This is a genomic window from Actinokineospora sp. (assembly GCF_050699995.1).
Classification (GTDB): domain Bacteria; phylum Actinomycetota; class Actinomycetes; order Mycobacteriales; family Pseudonocardiaceae; genus Actinokineospora.
The window spans coordinates 43,181-59,058 of sequence record NZ_JBOHGC010000014.1; the positions used below are offsets into that span (position 1 = coordinate 43,181).

General features: G+C 70.0%; 13 protein-coding genes. 4 read left to right on the forward strand and 9 right to left on the reverse strand.

What is annotated here, in order from left to right:
* Positions 1-36: 36 nt before the first annotated feature.
* On the reverse strand, positions 37-909 hold the full coding sequence (locus ACRDSQ_RS00815; protein ID WP_431417878.1) for a hypothetical protein: 873 nt from the start codon (positions 907-909) through the stop codon (positions 37-39).
* A gap of 244 nt (positions 910-1,153) precedes the next feature.
* Between ACRDSQ_RS00815 and ACRDSQ_RS00820 the strand changes: the two genes are divergently transcribed.
* Entirely contained in the window at positions 1,154-2,092 is a 939-nt protein-coding gene (locus tag ACRDSQ_RS00820; protein WP_431417880.1) for a hypothetical protein, read from the forward strand.
* Here the strand turns inward: ACRDSQ_RS00820 and ACRDSQ_RS00825 are convergent.
* The gene (locus tag ACRDSQ_RS00825) at positions 2,050-2,691 is read right to left on the reverse strand and encodes a response regulator (RefSeq protein ID WP_431417881.1); all 642 of its coding nucleotides are present in this window, start codon (positions 2,689-2,691) and stop codon (positions 2,050-2,052) included. The genes ACRDSQ_RS00820 and ACRDSQ_RS00825 overlap by 43 nt on opposite strands.
* Complete coding sequence (locus tag ACRDSQ_RS00830) at positions 2,684-3,814, reverse strand: GAF domain-containing protein (RefSeq protein WP_431417883.1); 1,131 nt, start codon at positions 3,812-3,814, stop codon at positions 2,684-2,686. Before ACRDSQ_RS00830 ends, ACRDSQ_RS00825 begins: the two co-directional genes overlap by 8 nt.
* A 144-nt stretch (positions 3,815-3,958) precedes the next feature.
* On the opposite strand from ACRDSQ_RS00830, the gene ACRDSQ_RS00835 reads away from it, so the two are divergent.
* Genes ACRDSQ_RS00835 through ACRDSQ_RS00845 form a run of 3 tightly spaced genes read left to right on the forward strand, consistent with a single transcriptional unit; the run spans position 3,959 to position 6,059 of the window.
* A complete protein-coding gene (locus tag ACRDSQ_RS00835) occupies positions 3,959-4,636 on the forward strand; it encodes an SDR family NAD(P)-dependent oxidoreductase (protein ID WP_431417885.1) in 678 nt (225 codons plus the stop codon).
* The gene (locus ACRDSQ_RS00840) at positions 4,633-5,013 is read left to right on the forward strand and encodes a VOC family protein (protein WP_431417887.1); all 381 of its coding nucleotides are present in this window, start codon (positions 4,633-4,635) and stop codon (positions 5,011-5,013) included. Before ACRDSQ_RS00835 ends, ACRDSQ_RS00840 begins: the two co-directional genes overlap by 4 nt.
* A gap of 32 nt (positions 5,014-5,045) precedes the next feature.
* Positions 5,046-6,059, forward strand: coding sequence for an S-adenosylmethionine:tRNA ribosyltransferase-isomerase (locus tag ACRDSQ_RS00845; RefSeq protein WP_431417888.1), 1,014 nt, complete (start codon positions 5,046-5,048; stop codon positions 6,057-6,059).
* Positions 6,060-6,458: 399 nt separating this feature from the next.
* On the opposite strand, the gene ACRDSQ_RS00850 is transcribed toward ACRDSQ_RS00845, so the two are convergent.
* From ACRDSQ_RS00850 to ACRDSQ_RS00875, 6 genes are all read right to left on the reverse strand, one after another.
* Positions 6,459-8,246, reverse strand: coding sequence for an AMP-dependent synthetase/ligase (locus tag ACRDSQ_RS00850; RefSeq protein WP_431417890.1), 1,788 nt, complete (start codon positions 8,244-8,246; stop codon positions 6,459-6,461).
* Positions 8,247-8,345: 99 nt separating this feature from the next.
* A complete protein-coding gene (locus ACRDSQ_RS00855; RefSeq protein ID WP_431417892.1) occupies positions 8,346-10,916 on the reverse strand; it encodes a CHAT domain-containing protein in 2,571 nt (856 codons plus the stop codon).
* A gap of 26 nt (positions 10,917-10,942) precedes the next feature.
* On the reverse strand, positions 10,943-12,586 hold the full coding sequence (locus tag ACRDSQ_RS00860; protein WP_431417895.1) for a S8 family peptidase: 1,644 nt from the start codon (positions 12,584-12,586) through the stop codon (positions 10,943-10,945).
* Positions 12,587-12,800: 214 nt separating this feature from the next.
* On the reverse strand, positions 12,801-13,889 hold the full coding sequence (mnmA, locus tag ACRDSQ_RS00865) for a tRNA 2-thiouridine(34) synthase MnmA (protein ID WP_431417898.1): 1,089 nt from the start codon (positions 13,887-13,889) through the stop codon (positions 12,801-12,803).
* Between the two features lie 4 nt (positions 13,890-13,893).
* Positions 13,894-15,120 (reverse strand): cysteine desulfurase family protein, encoded by a 1,227-nt coding sequence (locus ACRDSQ_RS00870; RefSeq protein WP_431417900.1) that lies wholly within the window; start codon positions 15,118-15,120, stop codon positions 13,894-13,896.
* The coding region (locus tag ACRDSQ_RS00875) for an MFS transporter (RefSeq protein WP_431417902.1) at positions 15,117-15,878 on the reverse strand (762 nt) is incomplete at its 5' end. The genes ACRDSQ_RS00875 and ACRDSQ_RS00870, both read right to left, overlap by 4 nt.

A 15,878-nucleotide genomic window follows, 5' to 3' on the forward strand; every position in this document is an offset into this window, starting at 1 on the left:
GCTAACGCTGACTACGGGGCAGCCATTAGCGGAGCTTCAGGACACGAAGACCGTGAACGCTCCTCGGTGGACCTGGCCATCGCGGCTGAACTCCAGGAACAGGCGGTACTCGCCGCGTTCGCCGAACAGGGCCTGGAAGGTCAGCTCGCCGTTGATCAGGGGGGCGCCCAGCGGTTCGCGCGGGTGCAGGTGGGTGGCCGACAACAGGGACGTGTGGAAGCCCGTCATGTGCCCGTACGCGCCCAGGTGCGGGTCAACGGTGTCGAGTGGTTTGCCGTCGGGTCCACGCAGCGAGAACCGCAGCACCGTCGGCTGCCGGACGGCGACGGTAGCCGGCCCTTCCGGCCGAACGATGCGGTACCCGGAACCGGCGTCGGCCTCGGCGGCGGGAGCCGGGATCTCGACGGTCGCGGTGTCACCGGCGATCGCGAAGGGCAGACCGAGGACGACGGGGTGGGTGGTGTCGGTGGTGTTCATCGGGATGAACTCGGCGAACATGCGGTAGGCGCCGCCGTCGGCGATGGCGACCGCACCCTTCCAGGTGTCGCCATCGAGTTCCGGGTGCAGGTGCTGGTAGCCCTGCATGTCGTCGCGCACCACGAAGAAATGCAGCTGCTTGGTGGCGTTGAGCTGGAACTGGGTCTCCGGCTTGCCGGACGGCCCGAGGATCCGGAACGCGACCTGCACGGCGTCGCCGCGGGTCGTGGGCAGGGTGACCGGCTCGAAGCGGAAGCCGTTCTCGAAATCCGACAGCCCGTCGCTGTGTGCGGCCAGCGTCATCGGCGAGCCCATGTTCTGGTGGGGCGAGGCGCCGGTCGAGGAGCGCAACACGACGAAGACGATCGCCACCACGGCGACCAACACCGCCGCCCCGAGCGCGGCCCAACTGGCCCAATGCAGCTTGCGCATGCCAGCAGAACCTCCGAACCCTCGCGACCGTGACGTCGGTGAACAGCGGGTATTCACCGAATACGTGCCGGTTTCGTCAATCAGCAGGGACTGCAGTGTCGCTGAGGGGCAAGGCGATGACAACCCGCGAACGGCGGGAGCGACCTCGCCGAAACCAGGCTCGGTCGATTCCGGGTCAGCATGCCTATCGCGTTTCTCAGCGTTCTCAGGGGACGGCCGATACCTTGGCGGCCATAACGGGGAGGTGGATGCCGTGGTTTCGGAGGGGCAGACCCGGTTGATGTTGACCGCGCTGCGTGGGGTGTGGACGCAGGGCCGGACTGTCGAGCGAATCGGCTATGTGGTCGGGGCCTGTCTCCTTCTCTCCGGGGTCGCGCATTTCGGCGTGTTCCTGATCGATGGTGGCCCGTGGAGAGGGCCGGTGTCCTGGCGCAAGCCGGTCACCTTCGGCCTGTCGTTCGGCCTGGCGTTGATCACTCTGGTGTGGGTCAGCACCTGGATTCGGCAAAGCGAGCGAGCTCGGTCGGTCACGCTGTGGCTGTTCACCGCGGCGAGCGTCGTGGAGGTCGGGCTGATCTCCGTGCAGGCATGGCGTGGGGTGCCATCGCACTTCAACAGTGAGACCGGCCTCGACCGGGTGATCGCCACCTCGCTCGCCGTGGGTGGCGGCCTGATCCTGATCTCGGTGCTGACCATCACCGTGGCCGCGCTTCGGCCGGACTCGGTCGTACGGCCCGAGATGCGTCTGGCCGTACGCGCCGGGTTGTTGCTCCTGGTCGTGGCCTTGCTCGTCGGCGCGGCCATGATCGCGCGAGGCGTCATCGCCGTCGCCGCGGGCAACCCGGACCTTGCCTACACCACGGCAGGCGCGTTCAAGCCGATCCACGCGGTCGCCATGCACGCCGTCCTCGTGCTGCCCGGCATCGCCTGGCTGTTGGGCTTCACCCGGTGGACGGATCTGCTCCGGCTGCGCGTGGTGCAACTCGGCACCACAGGGTATGGCCTGGTGGCCCTCACCACCGGTGTCGAGTCGGCACTCGGCGTCTCGCCGTTCTCCGCGCCACTGCTCGCGGATGTCGCCAACGTCGTCGGCTTGACCGCCTTGGTGTTGGCCGGTGTGGTCGCCTGCTACGGCGTGGTTCATTTCCCGGCCAGAGACACCAACCCCGTCCGCACGGCGTAGAGCGCGGCCTGAGTGCGGTCCTGCAAGCCCAGTTTTGCCAGGATCGCGCTCATATGGGATTTCACGGTCTTCTCGGACAGGTCGAACTTCTTCGCTATCTCCCGGTTGGACAGTCCACGAACGACAGCTTCCAACACCTCCGACTCCCGCGAGGTCAGCTTCAGGTCGCTCGGACGCGAGTCGCCTTCGGCGAGCAGACGGGCCACATCCGGGTGCAGCAACACATGGCCCGCGTGGACCGACCTGATCGCCGCCGCCAGCGCGGTTGGGTCGACGTCCTTGTAGACATAGCCCGCCGCGCCCGCGCGAACCGCCGGAACGATTGCCGACGGGTCGGCGAAGCTGGTCACGACGAGTACTCGCGCGGGGTTACCCCGATCACGCAGGGCGCGCAGCGCGAACACACCATCGCTGCCCGGCATCCGCAGGTCGAGCAGGATCACGTCCGGGTGTAGTCGCTCCGCCTCGGCCACGCAGGAAGCGCCGTCGAAGGCTTCACCGATCACGGTGATGTCGTCCTGCACGTCCAGGAACGTGCGCAGCCCCTGTCGCACGACCGGGTGGTCGTCGACGATCAGCACCTTGATGTTGTCAGTCAACGGGCACCTCCAGCAGGACGGTCGTCCCACCGGGACGCTCGGAGGTGACCTTCAACCGGCCGCCCGCCACCCGCGCGCGCTCACGCATCGACGAAAGCCCCAGCCTGCGCGAGGTCTGCTCGGACGGCGAGGTGTCGAACCCGACGCCGTCGTCCTTGACCCTCACCACGAGCACCTGGGCACGGAACGACATGTCGATCTCGATCTGGTCCGCCTGGGCATGGCGCAACGCGTTGTGTAGAGCCTCTTGCGTGATGCGATACACCGCCTCCTCTCTCGCCGAAGTCAGCCTCGGCACGTCGCGGCTGCTGAACCGCACCGCCGCGTCGTGCACGCGGTTCAACAGGTCGGCCTGCTTGCGCAAGGCGATATCCAAGCCGTCGCCCGCGAGGTCGGGTGAGCGCAGCCCGATGACGACGGACGACAACTCCTCCGTGGCGGCCGCGGCGAGCCTGCGCACGATGTCGATCTCGGTTCGCGCGCGGTCCAGATCGCGGTCGAGCAGAGCGGCGGCCGCCTCCGCGGTGAGCCGAAGGCTGAACAGCTTCTGGGTGACCGAGTCGTGCAACTCGCGCGCGATGCGGTTGCGCTCCTCCACAATGGACAATTCACGGCTGCGCTCATACAACCGGGCGTTGACCAACGCGATCGCGGCATGGGAGGCGAGCAGCGCGAGGAGTTCCTCGTCTTGAGCGGTGAAGCCGCCTGGCACCTCCTTGTTGGCGACGAAGATCTCGCCGAGGATCTCGTCGCCGTCGGTGATCGGCACCCCGAGGAAGTCCGTCAGCACCGGGTGCGCGGCGGGCCACCAGCCGAACTTGGGGTGCGCACGGATGTCGTCGAGCCGGACCGGGTGCGGGTCGGACAGCAGGACGCCGAGGAGGCCATGCTGCCGGGGCACCGGCCCGATCTCGGCCCACTGCTCGTCGCTGATGCCGTCGGCCAGGAACTCGGCGAACCCACCGTCCTCATCGGGCACGCCGAGCGCCGCGTACCGGGCGCCGACCAACCTTCGTGCGGACGTCAGAATCGTCTGGAGGACCTCGCGCACCTCAAGGTGGGTGGCGACCGCCAGCACGGCGGCGCTCACCTCACGCAGTTCGTCTCGGTCGATTCCGGTCACCGTTTCAAGGTACCCAGGAGGACCGACAAAGCCCCTGGTCCTAGGACTAAAGTCTGAGAAAAGAACCATCTCTGGTCCGATGGCCGCCCGCCCGAACCGGCCTAACGTCGATCACGTCAAACGACGACCGACGGAAGGACCGACATGCCCGTCGCCATCATCACCGGCGCGTCCCGCGGCCTGGGCCAGGCGCTCGCGGCCGGACTCGCGGACGAAGGCTGGGACCTTGTTCTCGACGCCCGCGACGCGACCGCGCTCGCCGAAGCCGCCGCTGCCCTGCCCAAGTCCGTTACGGCCGTGCCGGGCGACATCACCGACCCCGGCCACCGCGCGGACCTGATAGCCGCCGCCGAGGCTCTCGGCGGAGTCGACCTGTTGATCAACAACGCCGGAGGGCTCGGTCCGAGCCCACTACCGAAACTCGCCGATTACCCATTGGACGGGCTGCGCGAGGTGCTCGAGGTCAACGTCGTCGCCCTGCTCGCGTTGACCCAGCTCGCCCTCCCCGGCCTGCGGAAGCGCGCTGGCGCGCTGGTCAACCTCACCTCGGACGCGGCGGTCGAGCCCTACGAGGGCTGGGGAGGCTACGGATCGTCGAAGGCGGCCGTGGAGCAGCTCAGCAATGTGCTCGCCGCCGAGGAGCCGGGCGTCCGCGTCTGGTGGACCGACCCGGGCGACATGCGGACCCAAATGCACCAGGACGCTTTCCCCGGCGAGGACATCAGCGACCGGCCGCTGCCCGCCACGGTGGTCCCCGCGATGCTCAAGCTGGTGGCCGACCGCCCGGAGTCCGGCCGCTACCGGCTGGCGGAGCAGGCGTGAGCAAGACCCGGGCCCTTTGGATTCCGTTCGAGGCGGCCGACATCGGGCAGGCGCGGGCGTTCTACCTCGACCGTCTGGGCTTATCCGAAGTGGACAGTTGGTCCACGGCGAAGGAACACGGATCGGTCATCCAAGTGGTGCCGGGCGCATACATCGAGTTGGTCAGCCCGGCTCGACGGCACCGGGGGCAGGGGCCACTGGCCATGGAACTGGCGACCGTCAACGACGTCGACGCGCGACTCGCGGCGATGGAGCAGGACTCGATCACCCGGGCGCCCGGCAGGTATCCGCGCGGGCACTACGGATTCGAGGTCGCCTGCCCCGGCGCGGGCGACGTCATGGTGTGGACCGAGGACAGGAGCACTGGGGGACGATGACGAGCGCATCACCGGAAAGTCAGGTGTCCACAATGGAGTTCGTGCTTCCCGCGGAGCTGGAGGCACACGAGCCACCGGAAGCACGCGGACTCTCGCGAGACGGCGTGCGACTGCTCGTCGGGACCGGATCGTCGGTCGACCACAGACGGTTCGCCGACCTGCCGAGCGCTCTGCGTGCGGGCGATCTTCTTGTCGTCAACACCTCGGCGACCATCCCGGCGGCGGTCAAGGTGCCCGACAGCGACCTCTCGGTGCACTTCTCGACAGAGCTGCGCGACGGTTCGTGGCTGGTGGAACTCCGGCGGGCCCGGGGAAAGACAACAGAGCGCCACCGCGGGGGCGTCGCAGGGCGGCGGTACCCCCTCCCGTCCGGCGCGTCGGTGACGCTGACGCGGCCGTACTCCCAAGACCGACTTTGGGAGGCGGAAGTCGATCAGGGCCCGTTCGGGTCCGTGATCGGCTACCTGCGGGCAGTCGGATCGCCCATCCGCTACGGGTACGTCCCCCGAGACTGGCCGATCGCCTACTACCAAACGGTTTTCGGCACCGACCCAGGCAGCGCCGAAATGCCCAGCGCGTCCAGACCGTTCACCGACCGAATGGTCACCACCCTGGTAACCCGAGGAATACGCATCGCCCCACTCCTACTCCACACCGGCGTCGCGTCGCAGGAAGCACACGAACGCCCCTACCCGGAACGCTTCCGCGTACCCGCAACAACGGCAAGCTTGATCAACCACACACGGGCCACCGGCGGCCGCGTCATCGCCGTAGGCACCACAGCGGTCCGAGCCATGGAAAGCGCCGCAGCCCCGGACGGAACCGTCCACGCGGCCGAGGGGTGGACAGACCTGATCATCACCCCGGAACGCGGGGTCACCGTGACCGACGGCCTCATCACCGGCTTCCACGAACCCCGCGCCTCCCACCTCGACATGCTCGAAGCCATCGCCGGCCGCCCTTTACTGCACGACTGTTACCAGGAGGCCATCGCCGCAGGTTACTTATGGCACGAATTCGGCGACCTCAATTTGCTGATCCCGTGAAGATCACCCGATACCTGACTTGATCAAGTCATCAGTGCCGACCACCAGGCCAAACCAGCGCTAAGGGTGCGATGGTGGAGCCGATCGCTATCCGCGCCTTGGAACTGCGAGGACAGCTGATCCGGCTGTCCGGGCCCACCGGCGCGCAGGAGTTCGACGCCCGGCTGAGGGAGGCGGCTCATGCCTGAGGACCCCGCTCAGTGGACGGTGCATGGGCACCCGCCGCGTGTTTGCCTCCGAGTGGGTCAACGTCGACTTGGTACCGGACGCCGCTGAGGCGAGCCGTGTCGAGTGGGTGCCCTCGCCGACTTGCGGGCGCTCATCGCGAGCGGGCAGATCGGCGACGGACCGTCCTTGAGGGCCCTCTCCACCTTCCTGCTCTTGCGCTGAGCGCCCCCGTCAGGAGCCGACGTTGATGGTGTCCGGGGTCGGTGAGTCGGCGTAGAGGTCGTCGATTTCGTGGGCGTACTTCTCCGCGATGGGCTTGCGGCGGAGTTTCAGGGTCGGGGTGAGTTCGTCGCCGCCCGGTTCCCAGAAGCCGGGGACGATGCGGAACCGTTTGATCTGTTCCACGCGGGACAGGGTGGCGTTGCCCTTTCGGACAGCGTCGGTGATCAAGGTGCGTACGGACTCGTGGTTGAGGACGGCGCTTGGGGAGGAGGGGTCCAAGCCGTGTTTTGCGGCCAGGCCGGCGGCGGCGTCCTGGTCTACGACTATCAGCGCCGAGACGTACGGGCGGTCGTCGCCGATGGCCACTACCTGGCCGATGAGGGAGCTGGCCGCTTTGACCGCGTTCTCGATGTTCGTCGGGGACATGTTCTTGCCCGACGAGTTGATGATCAGTTCTTTCTTGCGGTCGACGATCGTCACGTACCCGTCCGCGTCGATTACGCCGATGTCGCCGGTGTGGACCCAGCCGTCGGTGTCGATCGTTTCCGCGGTGCGGGTGGGGTCGTTGCGGTAGCCGCGCATCACCGAGGCGGCTCGGATGAGGAGTTCGCCGTCGTCGGCGAGGGTTACCTCGGCGCCGTGTACGGGGGTGCCGACGGTGCCCAGCTTCACCTGGCCCGCGCGGCAGGAGGTGCCCAGGCCACCCGTCTCCGACATGCCCCAGATCTCGTACACGGGGATGCCGATGCCCCAGAAGTACTCCATGGTGTCCACCGGGATGGCGGCGGCGCCGGACGCGGGGACCTTCGCCTCGGCCAAGCCCAGCTTGTGGCGAAGCTTCGACAGGACGAGCTTGTCGGCGAGTTTGTGCTGGAAGCCGAGCGCGGCCGGGATGGGTTCGCCTGCCAGTTGCAGCTTCGCGACCTTGCGGCCGACGTCGAGGGCCCAGCCGGCGATCTTGCGCTTGGCGCCGCTGGGTTCGGCCGCCAGACCCGTTTCGATGGCGAGCTTGAACTTCTGCCAGACGCGGGGCACGGCGAAGAACACGTGGGGGCGGGCGTCCGGGAGGGCCGCGGCCAGTTGCTTGGGGTCGGCGACGGAGGTGACGACTGTGCCGAACAGCATCGACAGGTAGTGCGAGATCACCCGGTCGGCGATGTGGGCTGAGGGGAGGAAGGACAACACCCGGTCACCGGGGTCGACCGCGTACGCGCTGCGGACGGCGTCGGCGACGGCCAGGACGTTGCGGTGCGTCAGCTCGACGCCCTTGGGTGGGCCGGTGGTGCCGGACGTGTAGATGATCGTGGCCAGGTCGCCGGGTTCGACGGCGCGCCAGGCGGCTTCGAAGTCGAAGTCGGGGGCGCCGGCGGCCTCGAGGTCGGCGAGCGTCGTCGTGCCTTCCTCGGCACCGTCCACGCAGACGATCTTCAGGTCGGCCCCGGTGGCGCGCAGGGTGGGCAGGAAGGCCTTCTCGGTGACGACGATGCTGTTGCCCGCGTTGGAGAACACGTACGCGAGCTGTTCTGGGGCGCTGGTGTTGTAGACCGAGAACGGCACCGCGCCCAGGTGCAGCGCACCCGTGTCGACCAGGTGAAACTCCGGGCGGTTGGTGAGCATGATGCCGACCGTGTCGCCCCGCTTGACTCCCTGCGCGGCGAGGCCTGCGGCGATGCGACGGACCCGGTCGGCGTACTCCTGCCACTTGATCGACACCGCGTCGCCGGTCGTGCGCAGCGCGACGAGGTTGGGGATCTCCTTCGCCGTCGCCTGGAATGCCTCGCACAGGGTTTGGCTCATGGCTCGCCTCTCGACCTTTGTGACCCGTCACACAGAGGCGTGATCGTATTCAGAACCATCACCCGCTGTCTATGGTCGATTCGCCCGTTTCGGCCGGAATCAGCCCGCACCCAGGCAGATGAACGGCCTGCGATAGGGATCCTCGGCGACCGACTCAGCCAGCGCCCGTGCCGGTGGGACGCCCGCCGCCAGTCGGCGGTGGTACGCGACCATCGCGCCCGCCGCCGCGGCGTCGCCCACCCGGCTCGTCGCGGCGATGACGGTCTGGACGCCGCCCGCGAGCATCGCGCCCGCGTAGCCGAGGGCCTCGTCGCCGGGCCGGACGTAGTTGAGCGCCAGTTCGCACGCGGCCAGCACCACCTGGCGCGGCGGCTGGCGCAGGCGGGCGACCTCGTAGGCGAACAACGGCCCGTCGGCCAGCTCCAGCCGGGAGAAAAGCGCGTTCGTCGGCTCGTGCTCGCCGTGCGCGGCCAAGTGCGCCAGCTCCGCGCCGTCCAGGGCGGCGAGCACTTCGGCGACCGTCGCCCCCTCCCCTTCCAGCGTGACGGCGTCGGGGTACACCGATCGCAGGGTCGAGTCCTCGACGACGTCGCCGGTGAGCAGCGGGCCGCGGGCCAGGAGGGTGCGGCCAGCAGGGGCACTCGCGCGGTGCGCCGAGAGCCAGGTCGTAGCCGAGGGGGCGACGACGACGGGTCTGCCCCGCAGCGACGGCACCACCCCCCAGGGGATCGCGTACAGCGGGCCGGTCGGCACGATCACCAGGTCTCGGTCGCCGACAGCTCCCATCAGTGGCCGAACGAGGTTCCGGTCGAGCGCCTCGGCGCTGCGTTCGGCCGACCCGCGCACCACCTGGACGATGGCCGCGGGCAGTGTGTCCGGCGCCAGCGCGTCGAGGTCGGCGTGCAGCCGAGCGGCGGGTTCGACCGCGTCGGCCGCCGAGCCGAGCCGGATGAGCCTGGTCCGCCCGTCGGCGACGACCACGGCGACGAGGTGCCCGCGCGACATGGCGAACTCGACCAGCGCCCGATCACCGAGCGCCGCGGTGACCTCGGCGAGCGACGCGACCGGCCGCGGCGAACCCCAGGCGCTCGTATGCCATCCCAGCCGGACAACGTCGCGTTGCAGAGCAGCCGCCAGCCGGTCGAGCTTGCCGACCGGGCGACCCGCGAGCCGGTCGAGCTGCAGGGCCCGGCGGACGTGGCGCAGTTCGGCGGCCTTCTTCGCCATCTCGGAGTCGGCGATCGTCGGCAGCGGCTCGTACCTGTACACCTGGGCGCGGGTCTGCTCCAGCCAGGTGAACAGCCGTCGCGGGTCGGTGCGGCGGCCGTCGAGGACAAGCTGGATCGCCAACTCCCCGAGCTGGCGGCCGTGGATCGCGGTGCCGCACACCAGTTCCAACCCACCCATCCGATCGCGGGCCTTGCCGAGCACGGTCAGACCGGTGCGCGCCTCGGCCAGGGCGCGGCGGCGTTCGCCCCGGGCGACGGCCAACTCGGCGCGGCAGAGCCGGGCCATCATCTGGTTGTCGACCGGGGTGGTGGGCCTGCTCGGGGGCATCTGCTCGATCAGCATCTCGGCGCTTTCGACGTTGCCGCGCAGCAGCTCCAGCCGGATCGCCAGCATCAGCGCCAGTGCCGACTCGTCTTCCAGCATCAACGTGCGCAGGCGGTCGGCGAGTTTGACCGCCGCCACCGCCTGCGCGGCCGTGCCGCGGCCCCAGGCCAGCGCTGTGTCGGTCTGCGAGCGCATCGCGGCGAGCGCGGCGACCGCCGCCCACCGGGCGTTGCCCCGCCGGGTGAACCGCCGCTCCGCGCGCCTGGCCCACTGCCGGGCGCGCTCCGCGGTGCCCTGCACCAGCTCCGCGGCGGCAAGAGTGACCTCGACCTCGGCCGCGTCCTGCCCGGCACGCTGCTTGCGCAGCATCGGCAGGGCGTCCGTCAGGTTGCGCGCGGCCTCCTCTGCGAGTCCCGCGGCGAGCAGCGCGCGGGCCCGATCGAGCAGCAACGTCGGCTGCAGACCCGCGTCCCGCGCCTCCTCGTAGTATCGGAGCGCGGTCGGAATGTCGCCGGTCATGTAGGCGACGTAGCCGAGGTTGTGCCGGGCTTTCACGCCGAGGCTGCCATGGACTTCGGGATTGGCGGCGGCGAAGTCCACGCACCGCCGAAGCTCCACGTTCGCGCCCGACGGGTTGGCGGCCTCGATGTGGGCGAGGCTCCGGTTCAGATACAGCGTCGCGAGGACCGTGGGATCACCCGCCCCGGCGCGCAGGCCCGCCGCGAGGAGGTGTTCGGCCTCATCGAGCACTTCCAGCGCCTCGTCAAGTTCCCCCGCGCGGATCAACAGGATGCCGCGCTGCTCCAGGGTCAGCCCCAGCAGTTCCGACCGCTTCGGTTCGGGCAGAACGTCAGCGAGGCCACGCGCAACGTCCAGCCTGCTGAGCCCGGCACCGACCTGCCCGCCCTCGGTCTCCACGTAGGCGAGGGAAACCAGGACGTGGATGAGCACCGGGGTGGACCGTGCGGCCTCCCGGTCGACCACCTGGTCGAGCAGAACGAGCGCCTTGAGCAGTTGGGCGCGGGCCTTGGCGAAGTCGTATGCGTACGCGATGTCGCGCGCGCGGTTGTGTAGGTTCCGCGCACGCTCCACCCGAGCCTCATCGGCACCCCGCATGGCTCACACAGTACGACCACCCAAGATCAGGGAGTCCAGCCCCTGTCGGCCTTGTCGAGCAGTTCCTTGTCGGTTTCGGCCAACGCGGTCGTCGCGCGGGAGATCCGGTCGGCGATGACCAGCGTGTCCTCGGCCGCCGCGAGCTTGGCCGCGAGCATGCCCGCGATCACGGGCGTGGCGAAGGATGTGCCCGCCCAGATCGCGAATCCGGTCATCAGGTCGTCCGGGTCCGGGCCGCTGCGCAGCTGCACTCCGCCGATCGTTCTGGGCAGGCTGATGTCGCCTGCCTCGGAGCCCTGCCAAAGTGGGACGGTGCTGACGACCGCGTTGCCGGGCGCCCACCGCTTCACCCATTCACCGTCATTGCTGAACGCCGCGATGCTGGCGCCGGAGGCGTTGAGCGCGCCGACGGCAACCAGCAGGTCGTTGCCGGTGTTGGTGCCATCAGCGTTGAGTGCGAGCGCGGCGGGCACGAACGGCCGGGTCGTGGCGTCGTTGCCCGCGGCCGCGATCACGACGACGCCGAGGTCGGTGAGCTTGCGGACCGCCTCGGCGAGCAGCGCGCCGGTTTCCTGGTCGGAGTTCTCCGGATAGAAGCCAAGCGAGAGCGACACCGCGTCGACCAGCTCGTCGGGCCGTTCACCGTCGATCGCGTCCTGCACCCGGTCGCGGAGCCATTCCAGCGCGAGCAGCACGGAGGCGTCGGTGGTGACGCCGTCGGTGTGCAGCACGCGCAGCGACAGGACCCGTGCGTCCGGGCAGTGTTGGTGGACCAGGCCAGTGATGAAGGTTCCGTGGCCCGCGTGCGAGTCGGTGAGCCCGAGCAACGGCTGGATGGTGTCGCGTTCCTCGAAGGGGGAGACCAGCGACGGCAGAGTGTCGCCGTTCTCCGCGGTCATGGTCGACTCGAGTTCGGCCAGCAGCTCCTGGAACTCCTCGGAAACCTCGACGACCGGGTCCTCGGTGAGCGGCCCGACTTTCAGCCAGGGGTGGGGTCCGATGCCGGTGTCGAGCACCGCGACCACCGGACGTCGGCCCGCTGGGAGTTCGGCCGCAGACCTACGCGGCGGCTTCGGCAGGAACACCCGCACCGGGTTGCGCGCGCCGGTCGCCAGGCCGATGGACCCCGACGGAACACCGCCGCCATAGGGAACGCCACCGCCATACGGCACCCCACCGCCATAGGGAACTCCGCCGCCATAGGGCACCCCACCGCCGTACGGGACTCCGCCGCCATACGGAGCTCCGCCACCGAACACAGAAGCTGCGCCCACGATGTGCTCCAAACCGATCCCCGCCACCTTGTCGGTGGGGAGTTCATTGCGTAGGAGGGCGAGGACCGCCCACGGGTCGGGCATGCTGTCCGCCTTGGCGCCCGCGCGCAGGCGCAGCGCGACCGGGACGGGCAGGCTCTGGTCGAGTTTGCGCATCGCGAGCCGCCAGCGGTCGGTGCGCGGAAGCTTCTGGACGAGCCGCGCGTTCAGCGGCTCGATAACCTTGTTCAGCTCGGCGATCAAGCCGTCGTCCTGCGCTGTCCGCAGCGGAACCAGCAGCGTATCGGCCCGGTAGGCCGTGGACTGGGGCCGTTTCGTACCCTCGTACCAGACGGCGCAGGCCGGGTCGAGCACGCGCACCCGGTGCCGGGTGAACACGTCGGTCGGCACCGTCACGAGCCGGTGCGGATGGTTGCCCTTACCTCGGTTGCGGTCATCCGATCGCTGCTCGGTCCCCATATGCGCCCCAATTGCCTCAACGTGATCCTGGTCCATGGCTCAGTGTCATCTATCCAGAGCGCACAGGCTGCCATGAGATACGTCGATACGACGACCGGATGCGTAACGGCTGGTCATTCCCCGACCGGGTTAAATCACCAACTACCAAGTGTCACCGAGTGGCGACGATCATCCCGCTTCCGAGAACGATGTCCCCGGCTTCGTCCGGGCGGTAGAGCACGATCGCCTGTCCCGGCGCGACGCCGCGCAGGTCGGCCCCCGGGCGCACGAGGAGTTCGTCGCCGACGATCTCGGCGGTGGCCGCCGTGGTGCCACCGTGGGCGCGCACCTGCGCGACGCACTCGACGGTGCCGGAGATCGAGACACCGCCCGGCCAGATCAGCCGGGTGGCGGCGATCTCGCGGACGGCGAGCTTCTCGATGGCGCCGACCCGGACGTTGCCGCTGACCGGCTCCAGCGCCAGCACGTAGCGGGGACGGCCGTCGGCGGCCGGGGTGTCGATGCCCAGGCCGTGGCGCTGCCCGACGGTGAACCCGTGGACGCCCGCGTGCACGCCGAGGACCGCGCCGGTCTCGTCGTCGACCAGTTGTCCGGGGCGTTCGCCGAGCTTGCCCGCGAGGAAGCCGCGGGTGTCGCCGTCCGGGATGAAGCAGATGTCGTAGCTGTCGGGCTTCTCCGCGACCGCGAGCCCGCGTTCGGTGGCCTCCACGCGCACGTCGGACTTGAGCGAGTCGCCCAGGGGGAACATCGCGTGGCTGAGCTGCTCGGCGGTCAGTGAGGCCAGCACGTAGGACTGGTCCTTGCCGAGGTCGGCGCTGCGGCGCAGTTCGGGGCGGCCGTCGACCTGGGCGAGGCGGGCGTAGTGGCCGGTGCAGACGGCGTCGAAGCCCAGGGCGATCGCCTTGTCCAGCAGCGCCTCGAACTTGATCCGCTCGTTGCACTTGAGGCACGGGTTGGGTGTGCGGCCCGCGGCGTACTCGGCGACGAAGTCCTCGACCACGTCCTCGGTGAACCGCTCGGCGAAGTCCCAGACGTAGAACGGGATCCCGAGCAGGTCGGCGACCCGGCGGGCGTCGTGGGCGTCCTCGACGGTGCAGCAGCCGCGCGAGCCGGTGCGCAGGGTGCCGGGCTTGGCCGAGAGCGCGAGGTGCACGCCGACGACGTCATGGCCCGCGGCGACGGCGCGCGCGGCGGCGACCGCCGAGTCGACGCCGCCACTCATAGCGGCTAGGACTCGCATTGCCTCACACCTCCGCCGCGGCTCGGGACTTCGCCCGCCGCATTCCGGCGAGACCCGCGCTGCGGGCCCGCTCGACCACCGGTCCGATGGCCTCGACCAGGGTGTCGACGTCATCGACGGTCGACGTGTGTCCCAGCGAGAAGCGCAGCGAGCCGCGCGCGATGGCGGGCTCGGCGCCCATCGCGAGCAGCACGTGGCTGGGCTGGGCGACGCCCGCGGTGCAGGCCGAGCCGGTGGAGCACTCGATGCCCTTGGCGTCGAGCAGCATCAGCAGGCTGTCGCCCTCGCACCCGGGGAAGGAGAAGTGGGCGTTGCCGGGCAGCCGGGACGGGCCGTTGTCCACAATGGACTCACCGGGGTCGCCGTTGAGGATGGCGTCGGGCAGCACCGCGCGGACGCGGGCCACCAGGTCGGCGCGCAGCACGGCCAGCCGGTCGGCCCGCTGCGCCCGCTCGGCGGCGGCGACGCGGACGGCCTCGGCGAAGGCGACGATCGCGGGCGCGTTGAGGGTGCCCGAGCGCACGTCGCGCTCCTGCCCGCCGCCGTGGGAGACGGGGGCGCAGGGCACGTCACGGCCGAGCAGCAGCGCGCCGACGCCGAACGGCCCGCCGAGCTTGTGGCCGGACACGGTCAGCGCGTTGGCCCCGCTCGCGGCGAAGTCGACCGGCAGGACGCCGACGGCCTGCACGGCGTCGGTGTGGAACGGGATGCCGTGCGCGGCGCAGGCGGCGGCCAGCTCGCGGACCGGGTTGACGGTGCCGACCTCGTTGTTGGCCCACATCACGCTGACGACCGAGACGGACTCCGGGTCCTCGGCGATCGCGGCCCGCAGGGTGTCCTCGTGGACCCGGCCGAACGCGTCGACCTCCAGGGGCACGATCTCGGCGCCGTCGTGCTCGGCGAGCCAGGTGGCGGCGTCGAGCACGGCGTGGTGTTCGACCGAGGAGACCAGCACCCGGGTGCGGGCCGGGTTGTTCGCCCGGCGGGCCCAGTGGATGCCCTTGACCGCGAGGTTGTCGCTCTCCGTGCCACCGGAGGTGAAGATCACCTCGGAGGGGCGGGCGCCGAGGGCCGCGGCGACGGTCTCGCGGGCCTCCTCCACGGCGCGTCGGGCCAGCCTGCCGGAGGTATGCAGCGAAGAGGCGTTGCCGTAGGTGGTCAACGCCCCGGTGAGGGCCTCGGCCACCGCGGGGAGGATGGGCGTGGTGGCCGCATGGTCGAGATAGGTCATCGCTCAACCAGAGTAGACCGACTCTCCGCACCCCTGTCACGAGATACCGGCCACCGGCCGTTCCCAGCACGGCGGTAAAGGACGAAACCCAGGGCCGCGGCGCCCGCCATCACCAGGTTCAGCGGGATCACCGCGGCGGTAGGGGCGGCCGCTGTGGCGAGCGACACGAGCAGGACGCCGCCGAATCCGACGAAGACCGCGGAGAACACCATGTCGGCGACCTGCAGCGCCGACGAGGTGAAACCGCGCTCCTGCTCGGCCGTCTGCTCCAGGGCCAGCACGTTGATCGCCGGGAAGGCCATCCCGATGCCCGCGCCGCTGACCACCCACAGGACCGAGGCCAGCCACGACGGTCCCCACGCGGGCGCGATGAACGCCGTCGACGCGAGGCCGACCGCGAGGATCGCGAACCCCCAGCGGATCAGCGTGGCCCGCGGGATGTCGGGCCGTCTGCCCTGCCAGTGCGACGCCCCGGACCAGCCGAGGGCGCCCAGAGTGAGCGGTAGCCCGGCCATCGCGGGCGAGTAGCCGTGGACCGCGGTGAGGGTCAGCGGCAGGAAGGCCTCGACGCCGAAGAACGCGCCTGCCAGCAGACCACGGGCCAACACGGTGCGCGGCAGACCCGCGCGGGCGCGGAGCGTGCCCACGGGCAGCAGGGTGCGCAGGGCGGGAACGAGCACGGCCAGGCCCGCGAGGCCGAGCCACAGCGTCCCGAGCGACGGGTGCTGCGCCGCCCAGGTCACCGCGGTGATCCCGAC